Genomic DNA, 18,355 nt, shown 5'->3' with positions numbered 1-18,355 from the left:
ATCGGTTGAGACAGGATCGCACTCATGAAGCTGGTGACCGGCAACTCCAATCGTGCTCTCGCCGAGGCTGTTGCCAGCTATCTCGAACTTCCCCTCACCGATTGTACGGTCAAGCGCTTCGCCGACAAGGAAGTCTATGTCGAAGTGCATGAGAATGTGCGCGGCGAGGATGTGTTCATCCTGCAATCGACCAGCTTTCCCGCCAATGACAATCTGATGGAACTGCTGATCCTGACCGACGCGCTGCGCCGTTCGTCAGCCCGCCGCATCACCGCCGTGGTGCCCTATTTCGGCTATGCCCGTCAGGACCGCAAATCGGCCCCGCGTACGCCGATCTCAGCCAAGCTGGTGTCCAATCTGATCACCGAGGCCGGCGCCAATCGCGTGCTGACGCTCGACCTGCATGCCAGCCAGATCCAGGGCTTTTTCGATATCCCCACCGATAACCTCACCGCTGCCCCGGTGATGGTGCGCGACATTCAGGACAATTATGACGTCAAGAACGTCATGATCGTTTCGCCCGACGTCGGCGGCGTGGTGCGTGCCCGCAACGTGGCCGGCCGCATCGGCGCCAACCTCGCCATCGTCGACAAGCGCCGCCCGCGCGCCGGCGTGTCCGAGGTGATGAACATCATCGGCGACGTCTCGGGCCAGACCTGCATCCTGATCGACGACATCGTCGATAGTGGCGGCACGCTGGTCAACGCCGCCGAAGCCCTGCTCAAGGCCGGTGCCAAGGCCGTGTCGGCCTATATCACCCATGGCGTGCTGTCCGAGGGCGCCTCCGAGCGCATCGCCGCCAGCAAGCTCAAGGAACTGGTGATCACCGATTCCATCGAGATCACCGACGCCCAGCGCGCCGCCGGCAATATTCGCCGCATGTCCATCGCCCCGCTGATCGGCGAAGCCATCGCCCGCACCGCCAGCGAACAGAGCGTGTCGAGCCTGTTCGACTAGGGTTCCCACCGCCGGCGTCTGCCGGTGCTTTTTTTGTGATGCCAGTCGAAATCGCCGCCTCTCGCGCGACATTGCCTTGAAGGGCTATGCTGCCCGCCAGAGGAGATGCGCCATGAAATATCTGCTGATGCTCTATGCCGACGAGAAGGCCGGCACCGCAATCCCGCCCGAACAGATGGCCGGTTTCATGGGCCAGATGGCGGCCTATCAGGCCACGCTGGAAAAAGCTGGTGCTTTTGTTGCTACCGCAGCCCTCCAGACCACCGACGCCGCCCGCACCATCTCCAACGCCAAGGGCGACCTCAAGGTGCATGACGGCCCCTATGCGGAAACGCGTGAGCAATTCGGCGGCTATTTCATCATCGAAGCGCCTGACATGAACGAGGCGATCCGGTTGGCGGCCCTGTGCCCGGCAGCGGGCTGGGGCCAGATCGAAATCCGGCCTTATCACCCCGGTTACGCGCCGGGCTGAAGAATTTTAATCGGTCGAGTCGAAAGCCGGGCCCCTGCCCCGACATGGTCATATCGGAGCATGATGCCCGACCAGAAAAGGAATTCTGCAATGCGCTACATGATGGTCATCCACCACGACGACGCGGCCCTGGGAAATGCCCCCCAGCAGCAGCTCTGGGCTGAATATGCGGCCTTCAACGAAGCACTGACCAAAGCTGGCGCCGGCTTCAGCAGCGGCGAACGCTTGCAACCGGCCAAGGCCGGCACCGTGGTGCGCATGGGCGGCGGCAAGACCGAAGTGCTCGACGGCCCCTTCGCCGACACCAAAGAGCAGTTCGCCGGCTATTATTTCATCGACGTGCCCGATCTCGATACCGCCGTCGAATGGGCCGCGCGCTGCCCCAGTGCCAAATATGGCGCCATCGAAATCCGGCCGATGGCCTGATGGATGCGGCGACGCGCCAGGCCGCCGAGCGGGCTGCCCGTGACAGCTATGGCCGACTCGTCGCCTTTCTCGCCGCCCGCACCCGCGACGTGGCGGGAGCCGAAGATGCGCTGGCGGAGGCCTTTGCCAGCGCGCTCACATCCTGGCCGGCCGATGGCGTGCCGGACAATCCCGATGCGTGGTTGCTGACCGTCGCGCGAAGGCGCCAGACCGACATGGCGCGGCGTCGGCAGACCCGGATGGCGGGGGAGGTGCATCTGCAGCTCATGACCGAGGAACTGGCCGACGCGGCCGCAAATCGTGACGTCATCCCCGACCGCCGGCTGGCACTGATGTTCGCCTGCGCCCATCCCGCCATCGAGCGCGGCATGCGGGCGCCGCTGATCCTGCAGACCATTTTGGGGCTGACGGCCGGTGATATCGCCGCCGCCTTCCTGCTGCCGCCGGCCACCATGGGCCAGCGTCTGGTGCGCGCCAAAGCCCGCATCAAGGAGGCCGGAATTGCTTTCGCCATCCCGGAGCGCGAACAGCTGCCGGGGCGGCTCGATGCGGTTCTGGAGGCCATCTATGCCGCCTATGCCAAGGGCTGGACCGAAATCGGCGACAGCAATGCCGAGCGGCTGGCCGACGAAGCCATCTGGCTGGGCCGGCTGATCGTCTCGCTGCTACCCGAGGAGCCTGAGGCCAAGGGGCTATTGGCGCTGATGCTCTACGCCGAAGCCCGCCGCGCGGCGCGGCGCGACTCGCAAGGGGACTATGTGCCGCTCGAGGCCCAGGATGTGGCGTTGTGGGACGAACCGCAGCTCGTGGAGGCCGAAACATTGCTACATGACGCCAATCAAGCCGGCCCCAGCGGGCGCTATCAGGTAGAAGCCGCTATCCAGTCGGCGCATGTGGCGCGACGGATCACCGGCCGGGACAACTGGGCCGCCGTAGTAGCGCTATATGATGTGCTGCTGGCGCTGACGCCATCGCCGGTAGTGCTGCTCAACCGCGCGGCGGCGCTGACCGAAACCGCTGGCCCCGACGCCGCTTTGGCCAGTCTCGATAGTATCGCCGATGACCCGCGCATGGCCAACTACCAGCCCTATTGGGCGGCACGCGGCCATCTGGCGGCCCGCGCCGGCCGCAAGCAGGACGCGCTTGAAGCGCTGACGCTCGCCATCGGGCTTTCGACTGACGAGGCCGTGCGCCATTATCTCATAACCCAGCGCGCTGCACTGCGCGACGGCTAGGCTTTTTTCGCGCATTAATTCGGCAGCAACGTCTTGAAGAAATCTTGCAAGTTTCTTGCTCGCGACCCGGCTTTCCGCTATAGCCCGCGCCATGAAGTGCTCGTCACCCCTGGAGGACGGGCGCGTATGCTGTTGTAGTGACGCATACACCAACCCAGAATGGATTTTTCCATGGCTGCGACCACAACTAAAGTGCTCAGTGCACAGGCGCGCGAAGGAGTGGGCAAGGGGGCCGCTCGTGAGCTGCGTCGTCAGGGACTCGTTCCTGCTGTTATCTACGGTGACAAGAAAGCCCCCGTCACCATCGCCATCGCCTACAAGGATGCGCACAAGCACATCTATGCTGGCGGCTTCAAGTCCCACATCATCGAGCTCGATGTTGATGGCACCAAGCACCGCGTGATTCCGCGCGACTACCAGCTTGATCCGGTCAAGGATTTCCCGCTGCATGTGGACTTCCTCCGCGTCAGCAAGAACACCAAGCTCACCGTTCAGGTGCATGTGGAGTTCATCAATGAAGAAGCTAGCCCCGGCCTCAAGCGCGGCGGTACGCTGAACATTGTGCACCACACGCTCGGCCTGATCGTCGGCGCCGACAACATCCCCGAGAAGGTGACGGTCGATCTGACCGGTGTCGACATCGGTGACAGCGTCCACGTCTCGGTCATCACGCTGCCGGCCGGTGCGGTCGTTGGCGGCCATGAAGACGACGCGACCATTGCCACCATCGTGGCACCGTCGGCGCTCAAGTCGGCTGGCGAAGACGCCCCCGTCGTTGAAGAAGCCCCCAAGGCCGAGTAATTCTCGCTTTGGTTCTGCTATAAGTTCGAGGCGGCCTTCGGGTCGCCTCTTGCGTTTCTGGAGTTTGGCATGAAGCTGCTTGTCGGCCTGGGCAATCCGGGCAGCCAATATGCGGGCAACCGCCACAATATCGGCTTCATGGCGCTCGACGCCATCGCCCGCGCCCATGGCATCACCCAATTCCGCAGCAAGCATGGCGGACAACTGGCTGAAGGCAGCATTGGCGGCGAGAAGGTGATTCTGCTCAAGCCGCAGACCTTCATGAACCGCTCGGGCGACAGCGTGCAGCAGGTGGCGCAGTTCTATAAAATCGCGCCCGCCGACATCATCGTGCTCTATGACGAACTCGACCTCGCCGCCGGTAAGGTGCGGGTCAAGATCGGTGGCGGCAATGGTGGCCATAACGGGCTGCGCTCGATCGATCCGCAGATCGGGGTCGGTTACAAACGCGTACGCATCGGCATCGGCCATCCGGGCAAGGAATTCGTCACCAACCACGTGCTGGGCGATTTCGCCAAGGCCGACCAGGCATGGGTCGAACCGCTGCTCGACGCCATGGCCAAGCATGTCGACCTGCTGCTCAAGGGCGACGACAGTGGCTACATGAACAAGCTGGCGCTGGTGCTGCAACCAAGCGCCGCTGACCAGCCGGCGCCCAAGGGGCAGAGCCACATCCGACAGGCACGGCCGGCCAAGCCAGCCGCGAAGCTGCCGGAGAGTGGGCCGATGGCGGCGATGTTGAAGAAGCTGCTGGGCGGGGACTAAGGGGGCCCGGGGCGTCGCCCCACACTCCATGTCACCCCGGCCTTGAGCCGGGGCCCATCTCGAGATCTCAGGATGGATCCCGGCTCAAGGCCGGGATGACACCAAGATTCCTAAGCCGCCGTCACGCGCCACACGGCATCACCCACATCGTCCACGGCCAGCAGCGCGCCGTCCTTGGCGACGGCAACGCCCACCGGGCGGCCATGCGAGGTCTTTTCGCCGGCGGCCAGGAACCCGGTCAGCAGATCGCGCGGCGCGCCCTGCGGCTTGCCATCAACGAAGGGTACCAGGATCACCTTGTAGCCGCTGAGCTTGCTGCGGTTCCACGAGCCATGCTGGCCGATGACCATGCCGGCCGGCATGCCCGCCAGCGTACCTTCGGGCAGCCAGCACAGGCCGAGCGAAGCTGTGTGCCCGCCCAGCGCGTAGTCCGGCGTCAGGGCGCTGGCGACCAGCGCCTGATCCTGCGGCACACGATCATCGACCGTCTTCCCCCAATAGCAGAACGGCCAGCCGTAAAAGCCGCCATCCTTGACCGAGGTCAGGTAATCCGGCGGAGTTTCGTCGCCCAGCCCGTCGCGCTCATTGACCACGGTCCACAGCGAGCCATTGGTTGGCTCCCAGGCCATGCCGACCGGATTGCGCAAGCCACCGGCAAAGATGCGATGGGTTTCGGTCCTGAGGTCGAGTTCGAAAATGCAGGCGCGGCCTTTTTCGGCCTCCATGCCTTCATCGGCGATATTGCTCAACGAGCCGACAGCCACATAGAGCTTGGAGCCATCCGCATTGGCAATGATATTGCGCGTCCAGTGGCCGCCCGGCTTCATGTCCATCAGCTTGCGGCCCGGCGCGGTGATCTTGGTCTGGCCGGTTTCATAGGGAAACGCCACCACGCTATCGGTGTTGCCGATGTAAAGCGTGTCGCCAACCAGTGCCATGCCGAAGGGCTGGCTGAGATTGCTGAGAAACACCTCGCGCAGCTCGGGCACGCCATCGCCATCGGCGTCGCGCAGCAGGGTGATCTGATTGGCGCTTGGCCGCGTCGCACCGGCCCGGCGCATGACGCGGTTCATGGCATAATCGCGGAAGCCGCGCACCGTGCCGGGCAGCGAGGCCGACTCGGCCACCAGCACGTCGCCATTGGGCAGCACATAGGCCCAGCGGGGATGCTTGAGCCCCGAGGCAAAGGCGGTGACCTTGAGACCGGATGCCACATCCGGCTTTTCGCCCTGCTTCCAGCCCATGGCGGTCGGCATTTTCAGCATGGGCATGGCGCCCTGCGGCTTGGCATCGGGAATATTGGGGTTGGACCCCATCGCCGGCTTGAACGAGCCCATATGACGGCCGCGATAGTAAAACCAGAGGCCCCCCGCGATGACAGCGACGAGTACGACAAGTGAAATCAATATATCCACAGCAGGCTTCCTCCGGCATTCTTGAATGGCAGCTTTGATAAGCGGTCGCGCGGCACACGGCAAGACGCCCATGCCCTGCTGTGCATTGACTTCTCGCCCTATCCGAACGATGTCAGGGCCAACAATTTCCGGAGCTTCCCCATGGGTTTCAAGATGGGCATCGTCGGCCTGCCCAATGTCGGCAAGTCGACCCTGTTCAATGCGCTGACGCGCACTGCCGCCGCCGCCGCCGCCAATTTCCCGTTCTGCACCATCGAGCCCAATGTGGGCGACGTGCCGGTGCCCGATGAACGCCTGCAAAAGCTGGCCGAGATCGGCAAATCGATCAACGTGCTGCCGGCACGGATGAGCTTTGTCGATATCGCTGGCCTGGTGAAGGGCGCGTCCAAGGGCGAAGGGCTGGGCAACCAGTTTTTGGCCAATATTCGCGAATGCGACGCCATCGCCTATGTGCTGCGCTGCTTTGAAGACGGCAACATCATCCATGTCGCCAACAAGGTCGATCCGCTGGCCGACGCCGAAGTGGTCGAGACCGAGCTGATGCTCGCCGATCTCGAAAGCCTCGAGAAGCGCCGCATCGGCGTGGAAAAGAAGGCCAAGGGCAACGACAAGGACGCCAAGGTCACGCTCGAGCTGATCGACCGGTCGCTGGTGCTGCTGCGCGAGGGCAAGTCGGCCCGCTTCGTCGAGCGCTCCGCCGAGGAAGAAAAAGCCTTCCAGGAACTGCAGCTGCTGACCTCCAAGCCCGTGCTTTACGTTTGCAATGTCGATGAAGGCGCGGCTGAAAACGGCAATGCCATGAGCGAAGCCGTCGCCGCCTATGCCCACGCCAATGGCGCTGGCGTCGTCGTCATCTCCGCCGAGATCGAAAGCCAGCTGGCCCAGCTTCCCGACGCCGAGCAGGCCGAATATCTCGAATCGTTGGGCCTGCACGAAGCCGGCCTCAACCGGCTGATCCGCGAAGCCTATGACCTTTTGGGCCTGCAGACCTACTTCACCGTCGGCCCCAAGGAAACCCGCGCCTGGACCATCCATAAGGGCGACAAGGCCCCGGCTGCTGCCGGTGTGATCCACTCCGATTTCGAGCGCGGCTTCATCCGCGCCCAGACCATCGGCTTTGAGGATTACGTGGCGCTGGGCGGCGAAACCGCCGCCAAGGAAGCCGGCAAGGCTCGCGACGAAGGCAAGGAATACGTCGTCAAGGACGGCGACGTGATGCTGTTCAAGTTTAATACTTGAGGTCTACGCCCGAATGGCTGAGCCAAGCACTCGATCCTCCCTTCTCCCCTCGTGGGAGAAGGTGCCCGAAGGGCGGATGAGGGCTCTACCTATGATCAAAGCATGGGATGACCCAGGACCCCTCACCCTGACCTTCCGCTGAACGCGTCAGGTCTGTCCCTCTCCCACAAGGGGAGAGGGACAGACCTGACGCTCTCCCACAAGGGGAGAGGGGACGTCTGTGGCGGTCACCCCTCGATCCTATCCTTGCGCATCTGGCTCGGTGTCATGCCGTAGGCTTTGCGGAAATGTTCGTAGAACTGGGTCTGGCTCGCAAAGCCGGCCTGGAAAGCGACATTGGCGATGGACAGACTGCCGTCGAATAGCAGCGAGCGGGCGCGGATCAGGCGCATGCGGATGACGAATTGCTGCATCGAGATATGCATCACCCGGCTGAACAGCGTGGTGGCATAATTGGGATGGAGGCCCACCACGCCGGCAATGGCCTCGGCGCTGAGCGGGTCGGTGATATTTTCGACGATGTGGCGCACCATGCGCACCACATAGCGGACCGGCGAGCCGGTGCGGGTGCGAGGCGCCGCGCGCTCGAGCCAGGCGGGCAGCAGCGTATCCCAGCCGGTGATCGCCGCCCGGCGGAACATGGTGCCGATCTCGGCGCGGACGATGTCGCTGCGCCTTGCATGGCCGCTGCGATAATCCTGATGCCAGCGGTCGAGGGTTTCCAGCCCGATGCACTCGGCGGTGAGCTGGATGACGCCGCCGCCCATCAGGGTTTCGGTGAGCCGGCCGAGTTGCGGCATTTCGAGGAACGCATCCATCGGCAGATAGATGTTGAGCTGGCGGCCGCTCATGGCCTCCGCGCTGAGACCCACGGTCTGGTGTGGAATGCCGGCCCAGAAGGCAACCAGCCGGCTCGCGCCCACGCTCACTGCGCCGCCATCGAAGACATAATCCATGCTGCCCTGGCTCAGCCAGTTGAACTCGATATGGCCGTGGCTATGCGGCGCCGGCATGAGCTGGGGCGTGAAGGAGCGAATGCCAAAACGGCCGAATGCCTTGCCGGAGGCGTAGAAAACACGATCCGGGCGCGGCGTCGGCCGGGGCGCGCGGCGGGTGGGTACGGCCTCGACCATGACAGGCACTGTTCTTAGAAAACCGGAAGAAGTGCCTACTATTCCGCATTGTTTCGTGAGGCGCAAGCGCTAGGGTTTGCTCCAGTTCTGCGCCGGCTGCTCGCCGTGCTTTGGAGGATATCGCGGTGGCCAATCCCAAAATCACCTTTATCGGCGCCGGCTCGTCGGTGTTCATGAAAAACATCGTTGGCGACGTGCTGCAGCGCCCGGCTTTGGCTGGCGCCACCATCCGCCTGATGGACATCAATCCGACGCGGCTGGAAGAAAGCGCCATCATCGCCAACAAGCTGATCGCCACGCTGGGCGTGCCGGCGACGGTGGAGACCTATGCCAATCAGCTTCAGGCACTGGACGGCACCAATTTCGTCGTCGTCTGCTTCCAGATCGGCGGCTATGAGCCGTCCACGGTGGTCGATTTCGAGGTGCCGAAACAATACAAGCTGCGCCAGACCATCGCCGATACGCTGGGCGTCGGCGGCATCATGCGGGGGCTGCGCACTGTGCCGCATCTGTGGAGCATTTGCGAGGACATGCTGGCGGTCGCGCCCGACGCCATCATGCTGCAATATGTGAACCCGATGGCCATCAACACCTGGGCCATCGCCGAGAAATACCCGACCATCAAGCAGGTGGGGCTGTGCCACTCGGTGCAGGGCACGGCGATGGAGCTGGCCCATAATCTGGATATTCCCTATGCGGATATCCGCTATCGCTCGGCCGGCATCAACCACATGGCGTTCTATCTCAAATTCGAGCATCGCCAGCCCGATGGCAGCTATCGCGACCTCTATCCCGACCTCGTGCGCGCCTATCGCGAGGGCCGCGCCCCCAAGCCGGGCTGGAACCCCCGCTGCCCCAACAAGGTGCGCTATGAGATGCTGACGCGGCTGGGCTATTTCGTCACCGAAAGCAGCGAGCATTTTGCCGAATACACTCCCTATTTCATCAAGGAGGGGCGTGAGGATCTGATCGAGAAATTCGGCATTCCGCTCGACGAATATCCCAAGCGCTGCGTCGAGCAGATTGCCGGCTGGAAGAAGACCTCGGAAGACTACCGCAAGGCCGACCGCATCACGGTCAAGCCGTCCAAGGAATATGCCAGCTCGATCATCAACTCGGTGTGGACCGACGAGCCCTCGGTGATCTATGGCAATCTGCGCAATAATGGCGTCATCACCAGCCTGCCGGATGCCGCCGCGGTGGAGGTGCCGTGCCTGGTCGATGCCAATGGCATCCAGCCCACCTATATCGGCGATTTGCCGCCCCAGCTCACCGGGTTGATCCGTACCAATATCAATGTGCAGGAGCTGACGGTGCGGGCGCTGATCGAGGAAAACCGCGAGCATATCTACCACGCCGCGATGCTCGACCCGCACACCGCGGCCGAGCTGGATCTGGAGCAAATCTGGAGCCTTGTGGACGACCTGACGGCCGCTCATGGCGACTGGTTGCCCGAATGGGCGCGTGGCCCAGGGCGATCACGTTTGGCGGGTGATTAACACCTCATTAACCATACGGGAACATCCTGAGGGCGTTCCGGGTTCAATCTCTGGGGGCTCCAGAAAGAGAACACCATGTATGATTTCGAGCCCGATCCTCGCGCTACTGAGGCACTGGTTGGACTACCAGTTGCCGATGTGGAACGGGATCTTATTCTGGCAACGCTGCGGCAGACAGAAGGCAACCGCACCCACGCTGCACTGGTTCTGGGCATCTCGATTCGAACCATGCGCAACAAACTTCGGGACTATGCCGATCAAGGCGTAGACATTCCCCCCAGCGCGTCACCGGACGCATGATAAAGGCCCGCCACCCGGCGGGCTTTTTCCTTCTCGGACGCCCCGGGCTTGCCTTGCGCGGCCAAAGCGGGCACATAACTGCTTGACGTATAGGGCAAGCAAATGACCAACCCAATCACCCAAGATCGGCGTCATTTCGAGGATCTGCAGATCGGCGAAGTGATCGACCTGGGCCATATCACCGTGAGCAAGGCGATGATTACCGACTTTGCCCGCGAATTCGACCCCTTCCCGTTCCACCTTGATGAAGCGGCCGCCAAGGCGAGCCTGCTCGGTGGCCTGGCCTCCAGCGGCTGGCAGACCGGCGGGCTGAGCCTGCGCATGCTGGTCGACAGCTTTCTGTCCAAGGTCGCCTCGGCGGGCGGGCTCGGCTTTTCCAATCTCAAATGGAAGAATCCGGTGATGGTTGGCGACACCATTGGCGGCACGGTGACCATTGCCGAGTTGCGCCGCTCCAGCACCCATCCGCAATGGGGCATTATGAGCCTCGATTTCGACGTGCGGAACCAGAAGGACCAGAAGGTGCTGACCATGCGCCTGTCCAATCTGATCGATACGCGCCAGCCGGGAGCCACTGCATGACCCGCTGGTTTGAGGATATCGTCATCGACGAAGTGTTTCCGCTCGGTAGCCACACCTTTGAGCAGGACGAAATCATCGCCTTTGCCACCCAATATGATCCACAATATTTCCATATCGACCCCGCAGCCGCCATGCATAGTCACTTCGGCGGGCTGATCGCCAGCGGCTGGCACACGGTGAGCGTAGGCCATCGCAAGATGGTCGATACGCTGTTTGCCGAGGAAGACCGGCTGCGCGCCCAGGGCAAGGAGCCCGGCGTCTCGGGCCCCTCCCCCGGCGTCAACGAGATGGTGTTCAAGGTGCCGGTGCGCCCCGGCGACACGGTAAGCTATGAGCTGGTGGTGACCGACAAGCGGGCATCCAACTCGATTCCCAGCTGGGGGCTGCTGTTCAACCGGCTGACGGCGCTCAACCAGCGCGGCGAGCTGGTCTATCGTGCCGAACTGGTCGGCTTTTCCAAACGGCGCGACTACGTCATGCCGCTCAAGCTGAAACTGTTGCAGGCGCTCACCAGAGTGCCGCTGATCGGGCCAATGCTGAAGCAGGGCTCTTGAAAGCGGACGGACGGCCCGGCACTGTCAGCCGCATGCTCCGAATCGCCCTCATCACTGCCCTCGCCCTCGTCTCCACCGCCCCCGCCTTTGCCCAGAGTTTTACGGGCAATTGGGCGTGTCGTGACGCCACCACCGCCAAGGCGGGGATCCTCACCATCTATGGCGAGGTCTATGGCTTTGCCTCGACCACCATCAGTGATGGCAGCTCGGGCACCGGCACCATCACCGGCTATCAGGACGGCGTCGCCTTCAACGATGGCGGGCTCAAATCCGGCCGCAATATCCAGGCCGGCCGGGTCATCCCAGATCCGACCTATGGCACGGCCATTCAGCTGGAGACGGCCGAGGCAATCGTGATGCTGTGCACGCCGCGCAGCTGAGCGTGAGCGATTGCTCTCCACTCTCGTGGCACAATCCCAGCATCTAAACGCGGTGTCATCCCGGCCTTGAGCCGGGACCCATCCTGAGATGTGACGACCGGCGGGATCGGGGGATGGGCCCCGGCTCAAGGTCGGGGTGACACCGTGGGTGGGGCGATATCCTGGGGCGTCGCACGCCGGCGCTGAGTTGTGCATTCAGCCACTCCCCACCCCCCCATCGCCAACAAAAAAGCGACATTCCGTCGCCCGGGGGTTGATATTTTCGCGCGATAGGGCATTTTCACGGTGCAGCGCCGGGCCCCTCTGGCGAGGGCCACCCATGCCCTCGTGATGTCGGAACTGCTCCAACTTATGGAGAAAGGTCCGGCGATGGAATCGCTTCTTGCCGCCCTAACGGGCGATTTTCTGGGTACTCCCGTCTATTTCTGGGTCGCGTTCATCGCGATCGTTGTCGCGCTCCTGGTCTTCGACCTCGGCATCCTGCACAAGGATGAACATGAGATCGGAGCGCGGGAAAGCCTGACGCTTTATGGCTTTTACGTCGCTATTGCCGTCGCCTTTGGCGGCTGGGTGTGGTGGCAGCGCGGCAGTGAAGCCGGGCTCGAATTCTTCACCGGCTATCTGATCGAGCAATCGCTGGCGATGGACAATATGTTCGTCATTGCCAGTATCTTCGGCTTCCTCGCTATCCCCCGCCTCTATCAGCACCGCGTGCTGTTCTGGGGCATTCTGGGCGTCATCGCCTTCCGCGCCATCCTGATCGGGCTGGGCGCCGCGCTGGTGCATCAGTTCAGCTGGATCCTGTTTGGCTTCGGCGCCTTCCTGGTGTTCACCGGTCTGCGCATGTTCAAGCAGCACGAGACAGAAGCAGACATTGAGCACAATCCGGTGTTCCGCTTCCTCACCAGCCGCTTCCGCGTCACCAAGGAACTGCATGGCCGCAATTTCACGGTCAAGCAGGCTGATCCCAAGACCGGCAAGCTGGTCACCTGGCTGACGCCGCTGGCGGTGGCGCTGGTGATGGTGGAAACCGTCGACCTGATCTTTGCCGTGGATTCGGTGCCGGCCGTCTTCGCGGTGACGCAGGACACCTTCATCGTTTACACTTCCAACATCTTCGCCATTCTGGGCCTGCGCGCGCTGTATTTCGCCCTGGCGGCGGCAATGAACCGTTTCCGCTATCTGCAGACCTCGCTGGCGATCATTCTGGTGCTGGTGGGCATCAAGATCTTCCTCGTGCCGATGGGCGTGCATATCGACACGCTACTGAGCCTCATCGTGACGCTGTCGATCCTGGCCGGGGGCGTATTGTTCTCGCTGTGGAAGACCCGCAACGAGCCGGTCGAAGCAGAAGAGCCGATCGCGCAGGAGGAGAAGCGAGCCTCCTGACGCGCGACAAAAATGGGCCGGCGGTTGACGCCGGCCCATGGCTTTTCTATCCTCTGGACGTTTCCAGAATGAGGTTGCGAACCGAAATGATCTGAAATCTTGCCCCGAACGCCCCAAGAATCCGCCGTTCCGCGCCTGCGCGTGACCGCCCGATTCTGGATGCCGTTCCGTGCGAGATCAGCTTCAGGTTCACCCAGCCGCTAGCGGCTACACGACCGATCATCTCCCCCTGACGGCATCGCCGGCGTCTTTTCAAACCCCGCTTCATCGCGCGGCGCCTGCTGGGCGTTGCGCAGATTTTCAGACCCCGCCGTTGCGTTGAAAGCGCCGGACGGGGATGGAGAAAGGCTTGTCTATGCCCAAAAACATGTTCCAACGCCCGCAACAGGTCGCCCCCTCTCGCAATGTGCCGCGCCATGGCGCGCCGCTGCCAGTGGGCAGGCTGGAGGCCCGCAAGCTGGCCCAGCCCAAGCCGGAGACAACCTTGTCGCTGCCGGCGCTGGAAGCCCTGCTGAAAGCGCCCCGGCGCTAAGCCACAGCCCGGCGCTCCGGCGCCGGGCCACCTTTGCGCCAGTCTTGCCGCATTTCCCGGCTAATCGGGGCAGGACTGACACGAAGGAGACGACCATGGGCAGGATCCACGAGATCGTATTCGACTGCGACAAGCCCGCCAAACTCGCCCAGTTCTGGGCCGGCCTGCTCGATGGCTATCAGGTGCGCCCCTATGACGAGGCCGAGATCGCCCGACTGGCCGCGCTCGGCCTGACGCCGGAAACCGATCCGACCGTGCTGGTCGATGGCCCCGGCCCGGCCTTGTGCTTCCAGAATGTCGATGGCCGCCGCTACGACAACAATCGGGTGCATTTCGACATCGAAGTCGGTGATCGCGCCGGCGAGGTCGAACGGCTCAAGACCGCGGGCGCCGAAACCGTGCGGGTGCTGCCCACCTATACGGTAATGCGCGACCCCGAGGGCAACCAGTTCTGCCTGGTCGACCAGCGCGAGGCGATGGCGGCGTGAGGCTGCTGACAGGTTCTGGCGGCCCACCCCGCTAGGGTCGCGGCCTATCCAGCAAGGAGCTTTGCCATGACGCTTGTCGCCACCTGCCATTGCGGCGCGACCAAAATCGAGCTGCCGCATCTGCCGATCGCCGCCAAGGAGTGCAATTGCAGCTTCTGCGCCCGCACCGGGGCGATCTGGGGCTATTACGCACCGGGCGAGCTGAAGCTGCTATCGCAGCAGGACGACAAGACCTATTCGGCCAGCGGCATGAACCAGCATCATTTCTGCAGCAATTGCGGCATGCAGACCTGGGGCGAGTCACCCGACTGGGCCTCGATGTATAACAATGACGGCACACCCAAGGACGGCGACCCCAACGCCATGCCGACCGCCCGCACCTATGCGGTCAATCTGCGGCTGATCGACGATTTCGATTGGAGCCAGGTCGTGGTGGAAAAAATCGACGGCCGCAACAGCTGGTAGGTGCTGAGGAGGGGCCTCTCAGTGCCCCTCAAACGCCATCAGCGCCTTGACCTCGACACCCTCGGCCGCCAGCTTGGCCGCGCCGCCCAGCGCCGGCAGGTCGATGACGAAGGCCGCCTGGGCCACCGTGGCCCCGGTGCGGCGCAGCAGGCCAACGGCGGCGATGGCGGTACCGCCAGTGGCGATCAGATCATCGACCAGCAGCACGGTGTCATTGCTGTCCAGCACATCGGCATGGATCTCGATGGTGTCGACGCCATATTCCAGCGCGTAGTTCTGCCCGATGGTCTCGCCGGGTAGCTTGCCCTTCTTGCGGATCGGAATGAAGCCTGCCCCCAACGCGATGGCAACGCCCGCGCCGAAGATGAAGCCGCGCGCTTCGATGCCGGCGACATGGGTGATGCCCTGGCCGCGATATTGGGCGGCCATGCGCTCAATGCTTTCCTTGAAGCCCTCAGGATGCTCGATCAGCGTAGTGATGTCGCGAAACAGGATGCCCTTCTTGGGGTAGTCCGGAATCGTGCGCACGAGGGCCTTGAGGTCGAGCGACATGGCAAACCTGTATGAATTTGGAACGGAAGAAAGCGCTCAGCGCAGGCGGCGGCCGACGAGATGGCGGGCCAGCACCCCCGCATTATAGGCCGCCGAGCGGGTGACATTGATCGCAGTTTCGCGGGCTTTTGGATTGGACGCCACGGCGTTGATGCCGGCGCGCACTGCCGGATGCCGGCTCATGGTGATGGCGGCCCCGACGACAGTCACAGCAATACGAATGGCGGACATGTCGGCTCCCTCACGCAGTGATTTGCGCGCAAAGAATATTGCGGGCTGCGCGCCGCTTGGCAAGGGCCTCGACGCCTCGTGACCACAAACAGAAAGGGCCCCACCCGGGGCCCTTTCCAATTTTCTCAATCGCGGGCAGCGATCAGTGCTCGATGCCCTTCCAGATGCGACGCTTGGTGGCGTACATCAGGCCGGCAAAGACCAGCAGGAACAGCAGCACCTTGAAGCCGGTTTCCTTGCGCGACACCAGACCGGGCTCAGCCATCCACATCATGAAGGCCGACACGTCGGTGGAATACTGCTCCAGCGTCTCGGGAACGGCGGTTTCGCCTTCGCCAACGGCATAGGCGACCTGCCCATCCGACAGCGGCGGGGACATGCCGATGGCGTGGCCGGGGAAGTAGTCGTTGTAATACTTGCCGTCAGCCAGCTCGAAGTCGGCGGGCGCGGTTGCCGGCACGTCGTCATGGTAGCCGTTGAGCAGCGCGTGGATATAATCCGGGCCGCCTTCCGAATAGCCGGTGAAATAGTTGAACACCCAGAACGGGAAGGCATCGGTCACGCCGCGGGCCTTGGCCAGCACCGAGAAGTCGGGCGGGAACGAACCGCCCATGGCATCGCGTGCTTCCTGTTCGCTGGCGAATGGCGACGGCCAGCGATCAGCCGGCACTGCCGGGCGAACGCCGCCTTCAACCGTGGCATCGGCCACTTCATATTCGGCCGCCAGCGCCTTGATCTGGGCGTCGGAGAAGTGGGGACCACCCGCCTCGGCCAGATTGCGGAACGCGATCAGGCGTGCGCCGTGACAGCTGGCACAGACTTCGCGGAACACCTGGAAGCCGCGCTGCAGCTGGTTCTGGTCGTAAGTGCCGAAAATACCGGCAAAGCTCCAGCTCTGCTTTTCGATATGGGCGCCGCCTTCAGCTGCCTGCGGGGCCGCGCCAAAGGCGAGGCCGGCAACCAGGGCCAGAGTGGCCAGGATAGTTTTGGTCTTGAACATGGTTCCTGCCCCTTCCATCACGCGTTCGCTTTGCCGAGGACGCTCTCGGAGATGCTGGTCGGCAACGGCCGGGGCTTCTCGATGCGACCAAGGACCGGCAGGACGACAAGGAAGTGTGCGAAGTAATAGAAAGTGCAGATCTTGGCCAGGATGACGTAGATGCCTTCCGCCGGTGCGGCACCAAGATAGGTGAGCGCGACGAAATTGACCACGAACAGCCAGTAGAACCACTTGAACATCGGGCGGAAGTTACCCGAGCGGGTCTTGGCCGTATCCAGCCAGGGTAGGAAGAACAGGATGACGATCGAGCCGCCGAAGAAAATCACGCCACCGAGCTTGGAGTCGATGAACAGGATGTTGAAGTCGATGGCACGCAGGATGGCGTAGAATGGCAGGAAGTACCATTCAGGCACGATATGGGCCGGCGTCACCTGCGGGTTGAACTCGATGTAGTTGTCCGGGTGACCCAGAATGTCGGGCGCAAAGAATGCGAACCAGGCAAACGGGATCAGGAACAGCGCCATGCCGAAGGCGTCCTTCATCGTGTAGTACGGATGGAAGGGCAAGGTATCGCGCTTGGTGTCCTTGACGTCGACGCCGATCGGGTTGTTGTTGCCCGGCACATGCAGCGCCCAGATATGCAGCGCCACGACGGCGGCAATCACGAACGGCAGCAGGTAGTGCAGCGAGAAGAAGCGGTTCAGCGTCGGGTTGCCCACCGAGAAACCGCCGCGCAGCAGCTCGAGCAGCGGCGTGCCGATGACCGGGATTGCCGCGAAGATATTGGTGATCACGGTAGCAGCCCAGCCAGACATCTGGCCCCAGGGCAGCACGTAGCCCATGAAGGCAGTCGCCATCATCAGCACAAAGATCAGCACGCCGAGGATCCACAGGATCTCGCGCGGTGCCTTATAGGAGCCGAAATACATGCCACGGAAGATGTGGATGTAAACGGCAGCAAAGAACATGGAAGCGCCCACGGCGTGGAACGCCTGGATCATGCGGCCACCATTGACGTCACGGCGGATATGCTCGACCGAGTCGAACGCCATGGCGACGTTGGGCGTGTAATGCATGGCCAGGATGACGCCGGTGACGATCTGGATACCCAGGCACATCACCAGGATCGCGCCGAAGGTCCACCAATAATTGAGGTTCTTCGGCGTCGGGAAATCCATCAGGTGCTCTTTGGAGAACCGGATGATCGGCAGGCGTTCATCGAGCCACTTCTCGATGCCCGTACCGGGCGTATAAGTCGAATGTTCTGACATCGGGCGAGCCCCCACTAACCGATCTGGACCAGCGTATCGCTGAGGAATTCATAAGGCGGCAGCACCAGGTTCTTCGGTGCAGGGCCTTTGCGGATACGGCCGGCGCTATCGTAGTGCGAGCCATGGCAGGGGCAGAACCAGCCGTCGAATTCGCCGGCATCGCCCACCGGAACGCAACCGAGATGGGTGCAGTTGGCGATCATGATCAGCCACTGTTCGTGGCCGGGCTTGGTGCGCTGCTCGTCGGTCTCGGGATCCTTGAGATCGGCCATTGGCACTGCAATGGCTTCGTCGATCTCGGCCTGGGTGCGGTGCCGCACAAAGACCGGCAGGCCGCGCCACATGATAGTGACCGACTGCCCTTCGGGAATCCCCGAAATATCGAAGTCGATGCTGGCCAGCGCCAGTGTCGAAGCGTCGGGATTCATCTGGTTGATCAGCGGCCAGACGGTCGCTGCGGCGCCGACTGCGGCCACCGACCCGGTTGCGACAAAGATGAAATCCCGCCGTGTCGTTGAATGTTGATCTTGCGTGGCCAAGGTCCGTATCCCCGTACAATCACATCAGACGCGGCCGGCAGCGGCAAACCATTCCGCGCATACGCAGAATCGGCTGCCGGCGCCCTCAATCGGCCCGTCAGTTGCGGTTCTTTTTGCACTGTCCCATGCG

General features: G+C 62.8%; 22 protein-coding genes and 1 pseudogene. 16 read left to right on the top strand and 7 right to left on the bottom strand.

What is annotated here, in order from left to right:
• The first annotated feature begins 24 nt into the window (after positions 1-24).
• From ACX3OW_RS12120 to pth, 6 genes are all read left to right on the top strand, one after another.
• On the top strand, positions 25-957 hold the full coding sequence (locus ACX3OW_RS12120) for a ribose-phosphate pyrophosphokinase (protein WP_459096019.1): 933 nt from the start codon (positions 25-27) through the stop codon (positions 955-957).
• Between the two features lie 112 nt (positions 958-1,069).
• Positions 1,070-1,429 (top strand): YciI family protein, encoded by a 360-nt coding sequence (locus tag ACX3OW_RS12115; RefSeq protein ID WP_459096018.1) that lies wholly within the window; start codon positions 1,070-1,072, stop codon positions 1,427-1,429.
• Between the two features lie 90 nt (positions 1,430-1,519).
• A complete protein-coding gene (locus tag ACX3OW_RS12110) occupies positions 1,520-1,855 on the top strand; it encodes a YciI family protein (protein WP_459096017.1) in 336 nt (111 codons plus the stop codon).
• On the top strand, positions 1,855-3,090 hold the full coding sequence (locus tag ACX3OW_RS12105) for an RNA polymerase sigma factor (RefSeq protein WP_459096016.1): 1,236 nt from the start codon (positions 1,855-1,857) through the stop codon (positions 3,088-3,090). The genes ACX3OW_RS12110 and ACX3OW_RS12105 overlap by 1 nt, the downstream gene beginning before the upstream one ends.
• A gap of 171 nt (positions 3,091-3,261) precedes the next feature.
• Positions 3,262-3,891 carry a 50S ribosomal protein L25/general stress protein Ctc gene (locus ACX3OW_RS12100; protein WP_459096015.1) on the top strand — a complete coding sequence of 210 codons (630 nt, stop codon included), beginning with the start codon at positions 3,262-3,264 and terminating at the stop codon, positions 3,889-3,891.
• A 69-nt stretch (positions 3,892-3,960) separates the two neighbouring features.
• A complete protein-coding gene (gene pth / locus ACX3OW_RS12095) occupies positions 3,961-4,656 on the top strand; it encodes an aminoacyl-tRNA hydrolase (RefSeq protein WP_459096014.1) in 696 nt (231 codons plus the stop codon).
• 110 nt (positions 4,657-4,766) lie between these two features.
• Here pth and ACX3OW_RS12090 read toward each other — a convergent pair whose 3' ends face one another.
• Positions 4,767-6,032 carry a PQQ-dependent sugar dehydrogenase gene (locus ACX3OW_RS12090; RefSeq protein WP_459096106.1) on the bottom strand — a complete coding sequence of 422 codons (1,266 nt, stop codon included), beginning with the start codon at positions 6,030-6,032 and terminating at the stop codon, positions 4,767-4,769.
• A gap of 180 nt (positions 6,033-6,212) precedes the next feature.
• On the opposite strand from ACX3OW_RS12090, the gene ychF reads away from it, so the two are divergent.
• Entirely contained in the window at positions 6,213-7,310 is a 1,098-nt protein-coding gene (gene ychF / locus ACX3OW_RS12085) for a redox-regulated ATPase YchF (RefSeq protein WP_459096013.1), read from the top strand.
• Between the two features lie 227 nt (positions 7,311-7,537).
• Here ychF and ACX3OW_RS12080 read toward each other — a convergent pair whose 3' ends face one another.
• Complete coding sequence (locus ACX3OW_RS12080; protein WP_459096012.1) at positions 7,538-8,443, bottom strand: helix-turn-helix domain-containing protein; 906 nt, start codon at positions 8,441-8,443, stop codon at positions 7,538-7,540.
• 125 nt (positions 8,444-8,568) lie between these two features.
• Here ACX3OW_RS12080 and melA point away from each other — a divergent pair, with 125 nt between their 5' ends.
• The 9 genes and pseudogenes from melA (at position 8,569) to ACX3OW_RS12035 (ending at position 14,632) form a co-directional block, all read left to right on the top strand.
• Complete coding sequence (melA, locus tag ACX3OW_RS12075; RefSeq protein ID WP_459096011.1) at positions 8,569-9,942, top strand: alpha-galactosidase; 1,374 nt, start codon at positions 8,569-8,571, stop codon at positions 9,940-9,942.
• 99 nt (positions 9,943-10,041) lie between these two features.
• A pseudogene (locus tag ACX3OW_RS12070) lies at positions 10,042-10,242 on the top strand (helix-turn-helix domain-containing protein); the annotation flags it as partial.
• A 102-nt stretch (positions 10,243-10,344) separates the two neighbouring features.
• On the top strand, positions 10,345-10,824 hold the full coding sequence (locus ACX3OW_RS12065; protein WP_459096010.1) for a MaoC family dehydratase: 480 nt from the start codon (positions 10,345-10,347) through the stop codon (positions 10,822-10,824).
• Positions 10,821-11,378 carry a MaoC family dehydratase gene (locus ACX3OW_RS12060; RefSeq protein ID WP_459096009.1) on the top strand — a complete coding sequence of 186 codons (558 nt, stop codon included), beginning with the start codon at positions 10,821-10,823 and terminating at the stop codon, positions 11,376-11,378. The genes ACX3OW_RS12065 and ACX3OW_RS12060 overlap by 4 nt, the downstream gene beginning before the upstream one ends.
• Positions 11,375-11,758 carry a hypothetical protein gene (locus ACX3OW_RS12055; RefSeq protein ID WP_459096008.1) on the top strand — a complete coding sequence of 128 codons (384 nt, stop codon included), beginning with the start codon at positions 11,375-11,377 and terminating at the stop codon, positions 11,756-11,758. Before ACX3OW_RS12060 ends, ACX3OW_RS12055 begins: the two co-directional genes overlap by 4 nt.
• Before the next feature lie 369 nt (positions 11,759-12,127).
• A complete protein-coding gene (locus ACX3OW_RS12050) occupies positions 12,128-13,147 on the top strand; it encodes a TerC family protein (RefSeq protein ID WP_459096007.1) in 1,020 nt (339 codons plus the stop codon).
• A 349-nt stretch (positions 13,148-13,496) separates the two neighbouring features.
• Entirely contained in the window at positions 13,497-13,679 is a 183-nt protein-coding gene (locus tag ACX3OW_RS12045) for a hypothetical protein (protein ID WP_459096006.1), read from the top strand.
• 95 nt (positions 13,680-13,774) lie between these two features.
• Positions 13,775-14,167, top strand: coding sequence for a VOC family protein (locus ACX3OW_RS12040; RefSeq protein WP_459096005.1), 393 nt, complete (start codon positions 13,775-13,777; stop codon positions 14,165-14,167).
• Positions 14,168-14,233: 66 nt separating this feature from the next.
• Positions 14,234-14,632, top strand: coding sequence for a GFA family protein (locus ACX3OW_RS12035; protein WP_459096004.1), 399 nt, complete (start codon positions 14,234-14,236; stop codon positions 14,630-14,632).
• 18 nt (positions 14,633-14,650) lie between these two features.
• Here the strand turns inward: ACX3OW_RS12035 and ACX3OW_RS12030 are convergent, their stop codons facing one another.
• From ACX3OW_RS12030 to petA, 5 genes are all read right to left on the bottom strand, one after another.
• Positions 14,651-15,184: an adenine phosphoribosyltransferase gene (locus ACX3OW_RS12030; protein ID WP_459096003.1), complete on the bottom strand. Its 534-nt coding sequence runs from the start codon at positions 15,182-15,184 to the stop codon at positions 14,651-14,653.
• Between the two features lie 36 nt (positions 15,185-15,220).
• On the bottom strand, positions 15,221-15,415 hold the full coding sequence (locus ACX3OW_RS12025) for a hypothetical protein (RefSeq protein ID WP_459096002.1): 195 nt from the start codon (positions 15,413-15,415) through the stop codon (positions 15,221-15,223).
• A 142-nt stretch (positions 15,416-15,557) separates the two neighbouring features.
• Positions 15,558-16,415, bottom strand: coding sequence for a cytochrome c1 (locus tag ACX3OW_RS12020; RefSeq protein WP_459096001.1), 858 nt, complete (start codon positions 16,413-16,415; stop codon positions 15,558-15,560).
• A gap of 17 nt (positions 16,416-16,432) precedes the next feature.
• Positions 16,433-17,686, bottom strand: a complete 1,254-nt coding sequence (locus tag ACX3OW_RS12015; RefSeq protein WP_459096000.1) for a cytochrome b — start codon at positions 17,684-17,686, stop codon at positions 16,433-16,435.
• A gap of 14 nt (positions 17,687-17,700) precedes the next feature.
• On the bottom strand, positions 17,701-18,225 hold the full coding sequence (gene petA / locus ACX3OW_RS12010; protein WP_459095999.1) for a ubiquinol-cytochrome c reductase iron-sulfur subunit: 525 nt from the start codon (positions 18,223-18,225) through the stop codon (positions 17,701-17,703).
• Positions 18,226-18,355 lie beyond the last annotated feature (130 nt).

It is taken from the genome of Devosia sp. A449 (genome assembly GCF_054489375.1).
The sequence above is the reverse complement of the archived record's forward strand: the minus strand, read 5'-3'. Positions and strand labels throughout refer to the sequence as shown.